General features: G+C 54.3%; 13 protein-coding genes and 1 pseudogene. 8 read left to right on the top strand and 6 right to left on the bottom strand.

Annotated features, from left to right (window positions below; genetic code table 11):
* Positions 1 to 288: 288 nt before the first annotated feature.
* The gene (rpoH, locus tag O1Q98_RS11095; RefSeq protein ID WP_125261135.1) at positions 289 to 1,146 is read left to right on the top strand and encodes an RNA polymerase sigma factor RpoH; all 858 of its coding nucleotides are present in this window, start codon (positions 289 to 291) and stop codon (positions 1,144 to 1,146) included.
* 143 nt (positions 1,147 to 1,289) lie between these two features.
* On the opposite strand, the gene panM is transcribed toward rpoH, so the two are convergent.
* On the bottom strand, positions 1,290 to 1,709 hold the full coding sequence (panM, locus tag O1Q98_RS11090; protein ID WP_125261134.1) for an aspartate 1-decarboxylase autocleavage activator PanM: 420 nt from the start codon (positions 1,707 to 1,709) through the stop codon (positions 1,290 to 1,292).
* Between the two features lie 401 nt (positions 1,710 to 2,110).
* Between panM and O1Q98_RS11085 the strand changes: the two genes are divergently transcribed.
* The 6 genes from O1Q98_RS11085 (at position 2,111) to O1Q98_RS11060 (ending at position 8,248) form a co-directional block, all read left to right on the top strand.
* Positions 2,111 to 3,223, top strand: a complete 1,113-nt coding sequence (locus O1Q98_RS11085; protein WP_125261133.1) for a branched-chain amino acid ABC transporter substrate-binding protein — start codon at positions 2,111 to 2,113, stop codon at positions 3,221 to 3,223.
* 91 nt (positions 3,224 to 3,314) lie between these two features.
* Positions 3,315 to 4,241: a high-affinity branched-chain amino acid ABC transporter permease LivH gene (gene livH, locus O1Q98_RS11080; protein WP_035345095.1), complete on the top strand. Its 927-nt coding sequence runs from the start codon at positions 3,315 to 3,317 to the stop codon at positions 4,239 to 4,241.
* Entirely contained in the window at positions 4,238 to 5,512 is a 1,275-nt protein-coding gene (locus O1Q98_RS11075) for a high-affinity branched-chain amino acid ABC transporter permease LivM (RefSeq protein ID WP_125261132.1), read from the top strand. Before livH ends, O1Q98_RS11075 begins: the two co-directional genes overlap by 4 nt.
* The gene (gene livG, locus O1Q98_RS11070; RefSeq protein ID WP_125261131.1) at positions 5,509 to 6,276 is read left to right on the top strand and encodes a high-affinity branched-chain amino acid ABC transporter ATP-binding protein LivG; all 768 of its coding nucleotides are present in this window, start codon (positions 5,509 to 5,511) and stop codon (positions 6,274 to 6,276) included. Before O1Q98_RS11075 ends, livG begins: the two co-directional genes overlap by 4 nt.
* A 6-nt stretch (positions 6,277 to 6,282) precedes the next feature.
* Positions 6,283 to 6,984, top strand: a complete 702-nt coding sequence (gene livF / locus O1Q98_RS11065) for a high-affinity branched-chain amino acid ABC transporter ATP-binding protein LivF (RefSeq protein WP_125261130.1) — start codon at positions 6,283 to 6,285, stop codon at positions 6,982 to 6,984.
* Between the two features lie 79 nt (positions 6,985 to 7,063).
* Complete coding sequence (locus tag O1Q98_RS11060) at positions 7,064 to 8,248, top strand: aminotransferase-like domain-containing protein (protein ID WP_125261129.1); 1,185 nt, start codon at positions 7,064 to 7,066, stop codon at positions 8,246 to 8,248.
* A 338-nt stretch (positions 8,249 to 8,586) separates the two neighbouring features.
* Here the strand turns inward: O1Q98_RS11060 and O1Q98_RS11055 are convergent.
* The 4 genes and pseudogenes from O1Q98_RS11055 to O1Q98_RS11040 form a co-directional block, all read right to left on the bottom strand.
* Positions 8,587 to 9,469: pseudogene (locus tag O1Q98_RS11055) on the bottom strand (fumarylacetoacetate hydrolase family protein).
* Positions 9,470 to 9,541: 72 nt separating this feature from the next.
* The gene (gene ttdB, locus O1Q98_RS11050) at positions 9,542 to 10,153 is read right to left on the bottom strand and encodes a L(+)-tartrate dehydratase subunit beta (protein ID WP_197731766.1); all 612 of its coding nucleotides are present in this window, start codon (positions 10,151 to 10,153) and stop codon (positions 9,542 to 9,544) included.
* Positions 10,147 to 11,007 (bottom strand): L(+)-tartrate dehydratase subunit alpha, encoded by an 861-nt coding sequence (gene ttdA, locus O1Q98_RS11045; protein WP_035346417.1) that lies wholly within the window; start codon positions 11,005 to 11,007, stop codon positions 10,147 to 10,149. The genes ttdB and ttdA overlap by 7 nt, the downstream gene beginning before the upstream one ends.
* A gap of 102 nt (positions 11,008 to 11,109) precedes the next feature.
* Positions 11,110 to 12,405, bottom strand: coding sequence for an MFS transporter (locus O1Q98_RS11040; RefSeq protein ID WP_125261127.1), 1,296 nt, complete (start codon positions 12,403 to 12,405; stop codon positions 11,110 to 11,112).
* Between the two features lie 513 nt (positions 12,406 to 12,918).
* On the opposite strand from O1Q98_RS11040, the gene O1Q98_RS11035 reads away from it, so the two are divergent.
* Complete coding sequence (locus O1Q98_RS11035) at positions 12,919 to 13,833, top strand: LysR family transcriptional regulator (protein ID WP_125261126.1); 915 nt, start codon at positions 12,919 to 12,921, stop codon at positions 13,831 to 13,833.
* A gap of 94 nt (positions 13,834 to 13,927) precedes the next feature.
* Here the strand turns inward: O1Q98_RS11035 and O1Q98_RS11030 are convergent, their stop codons facing one another.
* On the bottom strand, positions 13,928 to 15,568 hold the full coding sequence (locus tag O1Q98_RS11030) for a methyl-accepting chemotaxis protein (RefSeq protein WP_125261125.1): 1,641 nt from the start codon (positions 15,566 to 15,568) through the stop codon (positions 13,928 to 13,930).
* Positions 15,569 to 16,130 lie beyond the last annotated feature (562 nt).

Below are 16,130 nucleotides of genomic sequence, written 5' to 3'. Positions count from 1 at the left end.
TTAACGGCGTGTATACTCTTGCAGCGGGCGTTTTCCTGCTGGAAACAGGCATCGCTGCGTAGACGGTGACGTGTTGTGCGACCAATAACACCACGGCATCCTGTCTTGCCATGTCAATGGAGATGGATGAAAATAGCGGAACTTGTGCTGTTCATCACACTCTAAGAGAGAGTCGCGCCAGTTTTTGCGCGCAGATGTTGGTTACGGCACAGAAAGTGCAACAAATATCGCTATGCTGTTTAATCATGTCGAATATAAAGACATTTTCATCGAATTGAGAGGGGTGAAATGACCAAAGATATGCATACTTTCGCCTTAGTTCCCCAAGGCAGTCTGGAAGGGTACATTCGTGCCGCCAATGCCTATCCGATGCTGACGGCGGAGGAAGAGCGGGCGCTGGCTGAACGGCTGCATTATCACGGGGATCTGGATGCCGCCAAGCAACTGATTCTTTCACACCTGCGTTTTGTTATCCATGTAGCCCGTAACTACTCTGGATATGGGCTGCCGCAGGCTGACCTGATTCAGGAAGGGAATATCGGCTTGATGAAGGCGGTGCGCCGATTCAACCCGGATGTTGGTGTGCGACTGGTGTCGTTTGCCGTGCACTGGATTAAAGCCGAGATTCATGAGTACGTGTTGCGTAACTGGCGAATCGTTAAAGTGGCGACCACCAAGGCACAGCGCAAACTGTTCTTCAACCTGCGCAAAACCAAGCAGCGTCTGGGCTGGTTTAACCAGGATGAGGTCGAGCTGGTGGCGCGCGAGCTGGGTGTGACCAGCAAAGACGTGCGTGAGATGGAGTCGCGGATGGCGGCGCAGGATATGACTTTCGATCCAACGCCAGAAGATGAGGCGCAGCCTAATCAGCCGATGGCGCCGATGCTCTACTTGCAGGATAAATCCTCTGATTTTGCCGACGGCATCGAAGAGGATAACTGGGAGTCTCATGCCGCTGACAAGCTGACCTTCGCGCTGGAAGGGTTGGATGAGCGAAGCCAGCATATTATTCGCGCCCGCTGGCTTGATGATGACAATAAATCCACGTTGCAGGAGCTGGCCGATCACTACGGTGTGTCTGCCGAACGTGTGCGTCAGCTGGAAAAGAATGCGATGAAAAAGCTTCGGGCGGCTATCGAAGCGTAACGCCACGCCATTCGCAGACGATACACCGTCTAAACGACCGGAATAGTTCAGACTACCCGGTCGTTTTGTTTTATACCCCAGGCCTCCACCACCGGATGCGCCTGTGGCACGCTACTACTTTTCGTCCTCGTCCTCGACCCCGTTCACTTCCCTTCCGGTTTCACCACGTATTCCCAGCCGCCAGACACCGGGTAGAAACCGCAGGATTGCATAAACCTGTCCATAATTTCTTCGCTGACCAGCGCATGGTCGGCGGCGTCCAGCCACCACTCTTTGACATCCGGGCAGGCACGCAGCACTTCTTCAAGCAGGTATTTCCCCACGCCGTGGCGACGCGTTGAGTTTCTGACTTGCAGGTCGGTTAGCTCCGCGCTGTCGCTGTTACTGTCGATTTCGACGATTACCCCCGCCAGCAGGTGGCCGTTAAAACGGGCGGCGAACAGGCGATGTTCATGATTCAGGTCATGCTCCAGCGCATCAAAATTCTGGTGTGGCCAGATGTATGCGAGATCATGCCTGTCCTGTGCGCTGATTTTGATAAGGCGTTCAACCGCGAGTCTCATACTTCTGCTCCTGTAGATGCTTGAGAATATTGTAGTGAGCTTGTAGAAAAAGAGTTGTGTAACTTTTTCTGTACGGTTATCAGAGAAAAAGGTTTCACAGTCAGTAATTTTTCGAGTAATTAATTATTAAGCAATGCGAAAACCAGCACAACTGACTATTTATAAAACAAAAATAGGTTTTTAAGTGTGGTGTTTTATGCTGTTTACGCCGTGTTTTACTGATAATCACAGTTGATTTACAGCATAAAACTCCTGTTTAATGTCATGAATAATAAAGCGTTATTACAAACTATTGCTTATAGTAAAGTCTAACTCGTTATTACTTATAGAAAAGTGTGAGTAATCACGGTTGATACCAATAATTATAGCAATATCCAAAAATGACAGATGGGGTAAAACGGATGAAATTAAGCAAAGGTAAAGCGCTGCTGATGGCGTGCCTGGCGGCGGCTACCACTCACACGGTAAATGCGGCTGATATCAAAGTGGCTATCGTGGGTGCCATGTCTGGCCCGGTGGCCCAGTATGGCGATATGGAGTTTACCGGTGCGCGTCAGGCGATTGCGGATATCAACGCCAAAGGCGGTGTGAATGGCAATAAGCTGGTAGGCGTGGAGTTTGATGATGCCTGTGACCCGAAACAAGCGGTCGCTGTCGCCAACAAAGTGATTAACGAAGGGATTCACTATGTGATTGGCCACCTATGCTCATCGTCTACTCAGCCAGCATCTGACATCTACGAAGATGAAGGCGTGCTGATGATTACCCCGGCGGCGACGGCACCGGATCTGACCACCCGTGGTTACAAGCTGATTATGCGTACCACCGGTCTTGACTCCGATCAGGGCCCGACGGCGGCAAAATACATTCTGGAGCACGTCAAACCGCAGCGCATCGCCGTGGTGCATGACAAACAGCAGTATGGCGAAGGGCTGGCTCGCGCCGTGCAGGATAGCCTGAAAAAAGCCAATGGTAATGTGGTGATGTTCGAAGGTGTCACCGCTGGCGATAAAGATTTCTCTACGCTGGTCGCGCGCCTGAAAAAAGAGAACGTGGATTTCGTTTACTTTGGCGGTTACTACCCGGAAATGGGCCAGATTCTGCGCCAGGCGCGCGCTGCTGGCCTGACCACCAAATTTATGGGGCCGGAAGGCGTGGGCAACTCCTCGCTGTCTAACATCGCAGGTACGGCGTCTGAAGGCATGCTGGTGACATTACCTAAACGCTACGATCAGGTTCCGACCAACCAGCCGATTGTGGATGCGCTGAAAGCCAAAAAACTCGACCCGACCGGCCCATTCGTCTGGACTACCTATGCCGCGTTGCAGTCGCTGACCACCGCAATGCAGCGCACCGGTAGCACCGAATCAGCCAAATTGGCGGCGGATTTGAAAGCCAAGTCTGTCGATACGGTGATGGGCCCACTGAGCTGGGACGAAAAAGGCGACCTGAAAGGGTTTGAATTTGGCGTATTTGAGTGGCATGCAGACGGTACGTCTTCTTCAGCGAAATAATTTTCAACGAAGCGATTAACCCGCTGTATTACTCTCTATACCGATGCCCCTGTAGCCGCGAGGTTGCGGGGGCAATGTCTAAGGTTAAGGTATGTCCGAGCAGTTCCTCTATTTCCTTCAGCAAATGTTCAACGGCGTGACGTTGGGCAGCACTTACGCGCTGATTGCGATTGGTTACACCATGGTCTACGGCATTATCGGCATGATCAACTTCGCCCACGGCGAGGTGTACATGATCGGTAGTTACGTCTCTTTTATTGTCATTGCCGCACTGATGATGATGGGCATTGATACCAGTTGGCTGCTGATAAGCGTGGCGTTTATTGCCGCCGTGGTGATTTCCAGCGCCTACGGCTGGAGCATCGAACGCGTTGCCTATAAACCGGTGCGTAGCTCTAAGCGACTGATCGCGTTGATTTCCGCCATTGGTATGTCGATTTTCCTGCAAAACTACGTCAGCCTGACGCAGGGGTCGCGCGATGTGGCGCTGCCCAGTCTGATTCACGGCCAGTGGGTGTTGGGTGAAAGCAACGGCTTTGCTGCCACGCTCTCTGCCATGCAGCTCACTATCTGGATTGTCACCTTCCTGGCGATGCTGGCGCTGACGCTGTTCATCCGTTATTCCCGTATGGGCCGCGCCTGTCGCGCCTGTGCGGAAGACCTGAAAATGGCCAGCCTGCTCGGTATCAGTACCGATCGCGTTATTTCGCTGACCTTCGTTATCGGTGCGGTCATGGCGGCGGTAGCCGGGGTGCTGTTAGGTCAGTTCTATGGCGTGATTAACCCCTACATCGGTTTTATGGCCGGGATGAAAGCGTTTACCGCCGCGGTACTGGGCGGCATCGGCAGTATTCCGGGGGCGATGATCGGCGGTTTGATTCTGGGGATTGCCGAGTCGCTGACGTCTGCCTACCTCAGCACGGAATATAAAGATGTGGTCTCCTTCGCGTTACTGATTGGCGTGCTGTTAGTGATGCCGACCGGGATTCTGGGCCGACCGGAGGTGGAGAAGGTATGAAACTGCATACGTTGGTTAATGCCGTGGTGTCCGCGCTGGTGTTGTTGGTGCTGGCGACGTTCCTGATGGGGATGCAACTGAGTCTGGACGGCACGAAACTGGTGGTACACGGTGCGGAGAAAGTGCGCTGGTTATGGATTATCGCCGCTTGCGTGCTGGTGTTTTTGTTTCAACTGCTGCGCCCGATGCTCGCCCGTGGCGCAAAGAAACTCTCTGGCCCCAGTGTTGTTCTGCCTGGATTTGATGGCAGTACGCCGCGCCAGAAGTGGCTGGCGCTGGCATTGGTTGTTGTTGCGATTGTCTGGCCGTTCGTGGTGTCGCGGGGCACGGTGGATATCGCCACGCTGACCATGATTTACATCATGCTGGGCCTCGGCCTGAACGTGGTGGTGGGGTTGTCAGGGTTACTGGTGCTGGGCTACGGCGGTTTTTACGCTATCGGCGCTTACACCTACGCGCTGCTCAGTCACTATTACGGGCTGGGTTTCTGGCAGTGCCTGCCGCTGGCGGGGCTGACGGCAGCGCTGTCCGGCTTCCTGCTTGGGTTCCCGGTGCTGCGCTTGCGCGGTGACTATCTGGCGATTGTGACGCTGGGTTTTGGCGAAATTGTGCGTATTTTGCTGCTCAATAACACCAGCTTTACCGGTGGCCCGAACGGTATCAGCCAGATTCCGAAACCGACCTTTTTTGGCCTGGAATTTAACCGTGCGCCGCGCGAAGGCGGTTGGGACACGTTCCATCACTTCTTCGGCCTGAATTACGACCCCAGCGATCGCATCATTTTCCTCTACATGGTGGCGCTGTTGCTGGTGGTGTTGACGCTGTTCGTCATTAACCGCCTGCTGCGGATGCCGCTGGGCCGTGCCTGGGAAGCGCTGCGTGAAGATGAAATCGCCTGTCGTTCGCTCGGCCTGAGCCCGACCAAAATCAAGCTGACGGCCTTTACCATCAGCGCGGCGTTTGCCGGGTTTGCCGGTACGCTGTTTGCCGCCCGTCAGGGTTTTGTCAGCCCGGAGTCTTTCACGTTCGTGGAGTCGGCATTTGTGCTGGCGATCGTGGTACTGGGCGGGATGGGCTCGCAGTTTGCGGTGATCCTGGCGGCTATCTTGCTGGTGGTGTCACGCGAACTGATGCGTGATCTGAACGAATACAGCATGTTGGTGCTGGGTGCGCTGATGGTGCTGATGATGATCTGGCGGCCACAAGGGTTACTCCCGATGCAGCGCCCGCAGATGAAGCTACAGCTTGAGAAGAAGGAAGAGCAGGCATGAGTCAGCCATTATTGTCAGTCCGGGGCCTGATGATGCGCTTTGGCGGCCTGCTGGCGGTGAATAACGTTGAGCTGGATTTGCATCAGGGTGAAATCGTCTCGTTGATAGGCCCGAACGGTGCCGGAAAAACCACGGTATTTAACTGCCTGACCGGTTTTTACCGTCCGACCGGCGGCACCATTGTGTTGCGCTCTCAACATCTTGAAGGGTTGCCGGGCCAACAGATTGCCCGCATGGGTGTAGTGCGTACCTTCCAGCATGTGCGTCTGTTCCGTGAGATGACGGTGATTGAGAACCTGCTGGTGGCGCAACATCAGCACTTGAAAAGCGGAGTCTTTGCCGGTTTGCTCAAAACACCGGCGTTTCGTCGCGCCGAGGCGGATGCGCAACAACGCGCCGCCGTTTGGCTGGAGCGCGTCGGGTTGCTGGAACTGGCCAACCGTCAGGCCGGTAATCTGGCCTATGGCCAGCAGCGCCGTCTGGAAATTGCCCGCTGCATGGTGACACGCCCGGAATTGCTGATGCTCGATGAGCCGGCTGCCGGGTTGAACCCGAAAGAAACCGATGAGCTCAATGCGCTGATCCTCGATTTGCGCGACAACCATCGGGTGTCAGTGCTGCTGATTGAGCATGATATGAAGCTGGTGATGGGGATCTCTGATCGTATCTATGTGGTCAATCAGGGCACGCCGCTGGCGAACGGCACTCCGGCTGAAATTCGCAACAACCCGGATGTTATCCGCGCATATCTGGGTGAAGGATAAAACGCTATGTTGTCATTGAATCAGGTTTCTGCCCATTACGGCAAAATTCAGGCGCTGCATCAGGTCAGTCTGCACATCAATCAGGGTGAAATCGTGACGCTGATTGGTGCCAACGGCGCGGGTAAAACCACGCTGCTCGGTACGCTGTGCGGCGAGCCGCGCGCCTCGGAAGGGTCAATCGTTTTTGACGGCAAAGACATCACCGACTGGCAAACGGCGCGCATTATGCGTGAGGCGATTGCTATTGTGCCGGAAGGCCGCCGCGTGTTTTCCCGCATGACGGTGGAAGAAAATCTGGCGATGGGCGGCTTTTTTGCCAACCGCGAGCAGTATCAGGAGCGCATTGCGCGCGTCTACGACCTGTTCCCGCGTTTGTATGAGCGCCGCGCCCAGCGCGCGGGCACCATGTCGGGCGGTGAGCAGCAGATGCTGGCTATTGGCCGGGCGTTGATGAGCCAGCCGCGTTTATTGTTGCTGGACGAGCCCTCGCTGGGGCTGGCTCCGATCATCATTTTGCAGATTTTTGACACCATTGCGCAGTTGCGCGAAGAGGGCATGACCATCTTTTTGGTCGAGCAGAACGCAAATCAGGCTTTGCGCCTGGCCGATCGCGGTTACGTGCTGGAAAACGGCCACGTAGTGCTGGAAGATACCGGAGAAGCTTTGTTAGCTAACGAAGCCGTGCGTTCCGCTTATCTTGGCGGTTAAACTGACGGTGAGGCGTCTGGCGGGCCGGATTAACCGGCCCGTTTTTCTATTATCTTGTTAAAAATAAGTGAGATTCGACATGTCAACGAATGGGTTACTGGCGCAGCGTATGGCGCGCCTGAAAAGCTCCGCGATTCGTGAATTGCTAAAACACAGCAAAATGGACGGCGTGATTTCGTTGGCGGGTGGCATTCCTTCTGACGCATTATTTGATTTCCAGGGACTGAGTGAAGCGACGCAACGGGCTATCACCGAGCAGCCAAAATCGGCGTTTCAGTATGGCTTGACCGAAGGCAGCCCGCTGCTGCGTGAGCGTATTAGCGAACTGTGCGCGCTGCGTGGCGTCCATGCCGAGGCGCAGGACATTGTGGTGACGGCGGGTTCCCAACAGGCGCTGGATCTGGTGATGCGCGCCACCGCCAACCCGCAGGATATCTTTGTGGTGGAGCGCCCGACCTATCTGGCGGCACTGCAAACGCTGGAACTGGCGGAAGCGCAGGTGATGTCGGTATCGTCCGATGAAGACGGCATGGTGGTCGATGAGCTGGCTGCACTGCTGGAAACTACCCGTATCAAGGGCGTCTATCTGGTGCCGAATTTCGGCAACCCGAGCGGCGTCACCCTGAGCGAAGCGCGTCGTCGTCAACTGGTGGCGCTGGCTGCCCGTCACGATTTCCTGATTGTGGAAGATGACCCCTACGGTGAGCTGCGTTTTACCGACGAGCGCCACGCCACCCTTTATCAACTGGCTAAAGAGGCCGGCCACGCCGATCGCGTGGTGTATACCTCGTCGTTCTCGAAAATTCTGGCTCCGGGGTTGCGCCTGGGCTGGGCGATTTTGCCTGACTGGTTGCTGCATAAAGTGGCGATTATCAAGCAGGCGGCGGATCTTCACGCCAGCTCGCTGTCGCAGACTATTGTCGAATACTATCTGGAAACCGGGCGCTTACCGGCGCAGATTGACAAAATCCGTCAGGCCTATCGCCAGAAAGGCGAGCTGTTATCGGAACTGGTGGCGCATGAGCTGGGCGATGTGATGAGCTTTAACCAGCCGAAAGGCGGCATGTTCCTGTGGGCGCGTTTCCGCCAACCGTTCGATACCACCGCCTGGCTGGAAAAAACGCTGGCGCAGGGCGTGGTGTTCGTGCCCGGCGAGTTTTTCTTCGCCGATACGCCGGATCGCTCAACGCTGCGCCTGTCGTTTGCGACCGCCACCGAAGAGCAGATGCACGAGGCGGTGGCCCGCCTGCGCCGCGCGTTGTAACCGACGTTGATACTGTTGACAAACAGCGTTGTTGGCGATTTATGGCAGAATGGTGAAGCGTTTCGTGCGTAGTAACCTTGGTTGTTCCTTCGCAACCTCATCGCACGCACGACAAGGAGAGACTCAAACGCCGTCTCTCCTTGACCACTGGCTGGAGGCTAAACTGTGCCGCTGTCGCGGTGCCTTCGGCGTTCGCCTTCGCTGTTCGGGCCGCCCGTGACGCTCTCCCGGAGCGGCACGGGCTTTCGCCGCATCCGTGCGGCTCACCCGGCGAAGTCGCCCGCCTCAGCGCAGTTTTGACGCCGTAAAACTCCTCATCTCGCACTTAAAGGGGGTGTTCAGACGGCGCAAGGGACTGGACGGGGCGGGTTGCTGTTGGCAGGCTGCGAGGTGGCGATGCGATTAACCAGTCGGCCAATGCCGCTGATTTCTACTTCCACCACATCGCCTTCGCGCATAAACAGCGGTGGCGTGCGTTTCTTACCGACCCCACCCGGTGAGCCGGTGATAATCACATCGCCGGGTGACAGCGGGGTAAACCGGGAAATGTACTCGATCAGTTCTGCAACAGAACGCACCATATTGCCGGTGTGGTCATGCTGCACTTGGTTGCCGTTCACGGTAGGTGCTGATGCCTAACTGCTGCGGGTCGCTAATCTCGTCGGTTGTCACCAGCCAGGGGCCAAAACCGCCGGTGTGACGCCAGTTTTTGCCGGAAGTAAACCAGGTGTACTGCATATCGCGTACCGAGCCGTCCATAAAGCAACTGTAACCCGCCACCACCGACAATGCCGTTTCCCGGCTGACGTTATCGGCATGTTTGCCGATGATCACCGCCAGTTCACCTTCGTAGTCAAACTCGTTGGTGGAGTGCGGTTTTAGCAGCGCTTGCTGATGGCCGCTCAGGGTGTCGGCAAAACGGATGAACAGCGTCGGTGCATCAATGGTTTGTTCAAACTCAATCCGCTTTTCCATGTAATTCATGCCGACGCACAGGATTTTTGATGGCCGTTCGATGACCGGCAGATAGGTGACGTCATCAAGACAAAAATCTATCCCGGAATGTTGCGGCAGGCCCGCCAGCGCATCGGCGCGCAGCAAGGAGCCCAGGTCGCTAAAGCGCCCGGACAGACGGCGGCCCAGGTCGATAAGCCCGTTGCCGTTCACCATGCCGAAGGTTTTCGCGCCGCTTTCCGGGTTGATAAAACTCGCCAGTTTCATAAGTGTGTTCCGTTGCTCAATACCGGCGCGATGTCTTCCTGTTCGTAAGACATCGCCAGCCGGTGTGGGTCGTTATTTGATAAAGCGGATCTGTTCGTTGATGTCGGCGATGATCGGCACTTTACGCTCGTTATAGGTCGCCTTATTTTGCTCGAACAGGTTATTGCCGTGGGTGTCGATGGAGATGATAAGCGGGCCGAAGACTTTCACCCGGTTAACCCACAGCGTTTCCGGCATACCGAGGTCACGCCATTGTGCGTCTTCGATTTCCTCGACACAGGTGGCCGCCAGCACCGCACAGCCGCCGGGGAACACCGCGTGTACCGCCTTGAATTGCTGGCAACCCGCTTCGGTGTTCGGTCCCATGCCGCCTTTGCCAACAATCAGCTTCACGCCGGTCTGTTCGATAAACTCTTTTTCGAATTTCTCCATGCGCATACTGGTGGTCGGGCCGATGGAAATCATGTCGAAGCTGCCGTCTTCTTTTTCCACCACAATCGGGCCTGCGTGCAGGATGGCTCCGCCTTTGAGATCGACCGGCAGCTCACGTCCCAGTTCAATCAGGCGGCGATGCGCCACATCGCGGCAGGTGACTAGGGTGCCCGTCAGGTACACCACATCGCCAATGTTCAGATCCGCCAAATCTTCATCTTTAATGGGCGTGGTCAGGATTTTTTTCATAATACGGCACCTTCGTGAGACAGGATTTCATAGGATAAATCGGCACTGAAACGGATAGCGCCGCGACGGTGAGCCCAGCAACCGGTAGAAACGGCAACGCCGATGGTGGACGGGTGGCGCGCGGAAGACTCAATGTTGACCCCCATGACGGATGACGCGCCGCCAAGTCCCTGCGGCCCAATACCGACCTGATTCAGGCCGTCTTCCAGCAGTTTTTCCATTTTGGCGGCATCAGCATTCGGGTGTGACGAGTCAACCGGGCGCAGAATGGCCTTTTTCGACAGGCGGGCGGCGGTTTCCACCGAGGTGGACACGCCCACGCCGACCAGCAGCGGCGGGCAGGCGTTCACGCCGTAAGAGGTAATCACGTCAAAGACAAACTGGTTAACGCCTTCGTAGCCCTGGCCTGGCATCAGCACTTTGGCGGCACCCGGCAGTGAGCAGCCGCCACCGGCCATATACACTTCAATGGTGCAGTGGTCGTCGTCAGGGATAATTTCCCAGTCCAGCCACGGAATGCGTGAGCCGGTGTTGGTGCCGGTATTTTTCTCGATAAAGGTTTCTACCGCATTGTGGCGCAGCGGCGATTTTTTAGTGGCTTCCAGCGTCGCCTGCTGTAACACATGTTCCAAATCACCGAGGAACGGGAAGCGCGCGCCAACCGTAATAAAATATTGAATAACGCCGGTGTCCTGGCAGCAGGGGCGGTCAAGCTTGTCTGCCTGTTTCTGGTTTTCGAACATCGAGTCGTAGACGACTTTTGCCAGCGGGCTGTCTTCTTTCGCACGCAGCTCGTCGAGTTTTTTGATGACATCGGTCGGCAGCCGTTTACCGACATAGCCGGTAAAACGGGTCATGACATCAATCAGTTCCGATATGGATTCAGTATTCACAGTAACCTCCGGGTGTAAAAGCCCTGGCGAGCAGGCCTCTAAAAATGTGGTAAAGGTGCGATGGCATCAGGCCATCGAGGTTTTCATGACCTTACGTTTACGGCTGACCTCGATGAGCAGCGTCAGCAGTGCAGACAACAGCAGCAAACCGGCAATGGCGTAGAGCGCGAGGGAGAAATCACCGGTCTTTTCTTTTAACCAGCCAATCACCGCCGGGCCAAAGAAGCCGCCCAAATTGCCGATAGAGTTAATGGCAGCCAGGCCAGCGGCGGCGGCCGGGCCGGATAAAAACAGTGACGGGATGCTCCACAACGGCGGTTTGCAGGAGTAAATGCCAATACTCGCCAGCACCAGCGCCAGCATGGCCAGACCCAGTGAATGAACCGAACCGGCCAGCACGAAGCCGATGCTTGCCAGCACACAGGCGCTGACCACATGCCAGGTGCGCTCACGGGTGGCGTCTGAATGGCGGGCCCAGAAAATCATGGTGACAACAGCAATCGCCGCCGGAATCGCATTAATAAAGCCAATTTGCAGCGTGCTTAAACCGAAGGATTTAATAAATTGCGGCGACCAGATATTTAATGAATACAGTCCGGCGGAAGTGCCGAAATAAACCAGTGCTAAGGTTAATACGCGAATATCTGTCAGGCCTTTCAGCGCGCTGGTTTTGGTTTCACTGCTTCTGGCGGCTTTTTCTTCTTGCAGCGTGGTGGTCAGCCATTGTGTTTGTTCCTGATTTAACCAGGTGTTTTTTTCCGGTTTATCGTTCAGATAAAAGAAAGTGAAAATACCCAGTAAAATTGCCGCAGCGGAATCCATTAAAAACATGAACTGCCAGCCGGTTAATCCCATTATTCCATGGAAGCTGAGAATAGTGCCTGCCAGCGGTGAGCCCAGCATGGAAGAAATAGGCGCAGCGGCCATGAAAAAGGCGATGACCTGCGCACGGCGTTTGGACGGGAACCAGGTGCTAAGATAAAGAATGATGCCAGAGAAGAACCCGGCCTCAGCCACGCCAAGGAAAAAGCGCAGAATATAAAAGCCGGTCACGGTTTTGACTGATATCATGCACGCCGCGACAATGCCCCAGCTTATCATGATGCGTGCCAGCCAGATACGCGGGCCGACTTTTTGCAAAATAATGTTTGAAGGGACATCAGTAAAAAAATAGCCAATAAAAAACATGCCTGCGCCAATTCCAAATACGGTAGAGGAAAAGCCCAGATCCTGATTCATGGTGAGTGCGGCAAAACCGATATTTATACGATCAAAGAAAGCGATAAAATAAGCGAACATCACAAAAGGCACTATTCGCCAGGTTATTTTTTTGAGAGTTTCTTGCTCAATGTCTGTTTTCATTTTGCGTTCCAGATTAATAAAGCAGGGTAAGAAGAAATAACGTCGGGCAAGACGATGACTGTGAGATAAACAGGCAGGAGAACTATGCGGTCAGCGGTGTTTTTGATCATCCCTCTGCGTTTATATAAATAATTTGTATAATTCGCAGAGGTAGAAAAAGCGGAAAGTGAAAAATGATCGAAATCAATATTGCGGTGGTTTTTATTGTGACCGGTGTCGCTATTTTTTCGGTTATTAGAAAATACTGTCGCTGCATACTGAGAAACGGCGTTTCCCATTCTGTGATAAAGATCAGCTATAACGCAAACAGCGGGCACCGACGGTTGTTCAGAAAAAAAACAGCGTTATGATTTATGCAAATTTTTCACATATACCCAAAATAATTCGAGTTGCAGGAAGGCGGCAACCGAGTGAGTCCCCAGGAGCTTACTGAAGTAAGTGACTGGGGTGAGTGAGGGCAGCCAACGCATCTGCAACTTGAAGGATGATGGGTATAATCGCCAGAGGAAGAGAATGGAGCTTAACCAACTGCGCTGTTTTATTGCTGTGGCGGAAACCCTGCATTTTGGCCATGCCGCCCAGCGGCTTGACATGCTGCCTTCCGCGCTTGGGCGACACATTCGCCTGCTGGAAGAGGGGCTGGGGACGCGGCTATTTATTCGCTCCACCCGTAATGTGGCGCTCACGCCAGATGGACAAACGTTGTTGGAAGAAGGCCGGGTGTTGCTGGCGAGTGCGGATGCGCTGAGTGCCCGTTTTCGCCATCAGGGTCGCTTGAATGCCACGACGTTAAGGCTGGGGGCGATTGACAGTGCGGCTATCGGCCTGGTGCCACATCTGTTGCCTATTTTTCGTCAGGCCCACCCGGAAATTGATGTACAGATTTATGAGGATAAGAGCTCTCGTCTGTTACCGAGGTTGAAATCGGGTCGGCTGGATTTGATTTTTATTCGCCCGCCACAGCAGTGCGATCCGTGGATGACGATGCGGTTTCTGTTGTCTGAAAACGTGGTGCTGGCTATCGCCCGGCATCATGAGCTGGCAAGCCGCAAAGAGGTGAGCATTCAGGATTTGGCGGCGTTGCCGCTGATTGTTCCAGAGCGGCGCTCGCGCCCGCACAGCCACGATCTCACCATGAACCTGTTCGTTGAGGCGGGTCTGAAACCCTATGTTGTGCAAAGGGCCGACGAGAAGCAGACCATCATTAATATGGTGGCAGCGGAGGTGGGAGGGGCGTTAATGCCACGCTGGGTGTCGCGCATGTCGGTGCCGAATGTGTGTTTTATCCCTATTCGTCGCCAGCATGACTCTTTCGGTAATGGCTTGCCGCTGGCGGCGGCCTGGATGAGTCAGGGCCGTGATAGCGCACGCGATGCGATGCTGGCGATTCTGGAGCGCGAACTGCCGCAAATAGCGCGCCAGTTTTGAATGCGGCAAAGGCGCAGGCGGCCAGCGGCGAGCGTTGCCGTTTTGCCCTGTGGCCGCAAACGGCAACGCGCTAGCGTGGTGCGCTCATGACGAGCTAGTGATGAATGATAGGCTGATGATGAGCGGCCCCCATCAACGGATTTGGTGCTCCCATATCAAGCCGCTGACGTGAAATCATGTCTTCAACGACAAACACTTTAATCAGATCAACCAGATGTGCTGCCTGACCGCTGAGGCTGTCCGTCGCCGTGGCCGATTCTTGTACCAGCGCGGCGTTTTGGTGCGTGACCTGATCCAACTGGGCAACGGCGGTGTTGATTTGCGAAATGCCTAACTGCTGTTCACCGGTTGAAATACTGATTTCATTAATCAACTGCGCAACCTGACGGGTTTGTTCCAGAATAGTGCCCATGGTGCTGCCCGCATGGGTGACGAGATCGGCACCAGAGGTGATTTTCTGTACGCTTTCGGTAATTAAGGTTTTGATGTCGTGTGCGGCACTGGCAGAGTGCTGCGCCAGCGAGCGGACTTCACTGGCTACGACGGCGAAACCTTTGCCTTCCTCACCGGCACGGGCGGCTTCTACACCGGCATTCAATGCCAGAATATTGGTTTGGAACGCAATGCTATCAATGAGTTGAATGATATCGACGATTCTCTGCGAGCTGCTGCTGATGTCATTCATCATGGTGACGACGTGGCTAAATACTTCATTGCCGGTCTGCGCGGTGTGGGTGGCGGTATTGGCCAGTTCGGTGACGTGTTTGACTATCTCCACATTGTGCGTCACCGCATTACTGATCTGTTCCATAGAGGCCGCCGTTTGTTGCAGGCTGGCGGCTTGCTCTTCGGTGCGTTGACTTAAATCACTGGTGCCGTTAGCGATTTCATTCGAGCCGAGCGCGATGGAGTAACTGCTTTGGCGTACCTGATCGACAATGTGGCATAAATTCTGTCGCATCACCTCGATGGCGGCCAGCACGCTACTGGTGTCGTTTTCTTTCAGTGCGATGTTGATAGCCAGATTGCCCTGGGCAATTTGCTGTGCGATATAGGCCGCCTCAGCCGGTTCGCCGCCGAGTTTGCCTTTGACCTGCCGGGTAATAAACCAGGCGATGAAGCTGCCCAGAATCAGCGCCACGACGGTTAGCGTAAACATGATATTGCCGGAGTCACCGGCCAGCTCTATCGAACCGGCAGCTAACTCATTGGTTTTATTCTTCTGATAAATAATGATGTCATCGATTGCGCCCATAAGCTTAACTTGTGCTGGTTTAAAGTCGCTGAGAATCACGCTTCGGGCTTCTTCAGTGCGATTAGCAAGGCCAAGATCAATCACTTTTTTCAGCGCGGTGATGGCGGCTGGCCGTGCATCTTCCAGCGCTTTTAATAGCGTCCTCGCTTCGGATGAGACTGTGACGGCGCTGTAGCGCTGCAGCAGGGCTGTACTGCTGGCAACCGCCTCATCAATCCGCTGTTTTTCCGCCTGCTTCTGTACAGGGTCAGATGACAACACTAAATCGCGTGCGGCGTTAGTCACGGTCATGATGTTGCTTTGATAGGTCTGCATCATGATGAGTTTAGGCACACGATTGTCAGACAAATCTTTGATATTGCTGCTTAACTGCCAGAGCTGTATGCGGCCGAATCCGGCAACGATAAAGCCAATAATAATCACCATGGCGAAGCTGGAACCAAGCATGGTGCTCAATTTCATATTATGGAGTGTGTTCATAAGATCCCTGCCTGTGTGATGCAACGGTCTGAGCCAGAATGAAAAGGTGTATGACGCCAGCGCAACGGAGTGCCGATGCCGCTATACACATAACGTTTACCCTGTTTTTCATGCCCGCCTCGACGAAGGCGAGGGGTTTTACAGAGCACACCACCCCCGGAGCCGCTATGTATGAAATGGCCCTGAGAGTAAGAAATAAGGTGTTGCCCGCGCTAAAAAACACGGTCACAGACTTGCTAACCACGCTTATTGCATAAGCGTTTGCGCTGGTGTTTGGCCGTCACATGCGTCATGACACGATGGAGGGCTAAAAGAGTGGGATCAGCGTAGGGTGTCATCCTGATGGATGCCGTATGGCTGGATTTTCTTCCGTGATGATGGGTCTCTGCGGCTGACAATTTAACTATGTGTGGAGAATGGCGATTTGTCTAATCGGGGGAGAAAAAGAACTATGGCAGAGTGTAAAACATCGATAATAAAGTAATGAAACGAGTTGTATTGCTTTGGTTTTAAAGGACAGATCTTTTTTGTATGACGGTTTGGATGTACTCCTGCCGCCAGC

Source organism: Dickeya lacustris (assembly GCF_029635795.1).
GTDB classification, from domain to species: domain Bacteria; phylum Pseudomonadota; class Gammaproteobacteria; order Enterobacterales; family Enterobacteriaceae; genus Dickeya; species Dickeya lacustris.
This window is presented reverse-complemented; position numbering and strand designations above follow the sequence as displayed.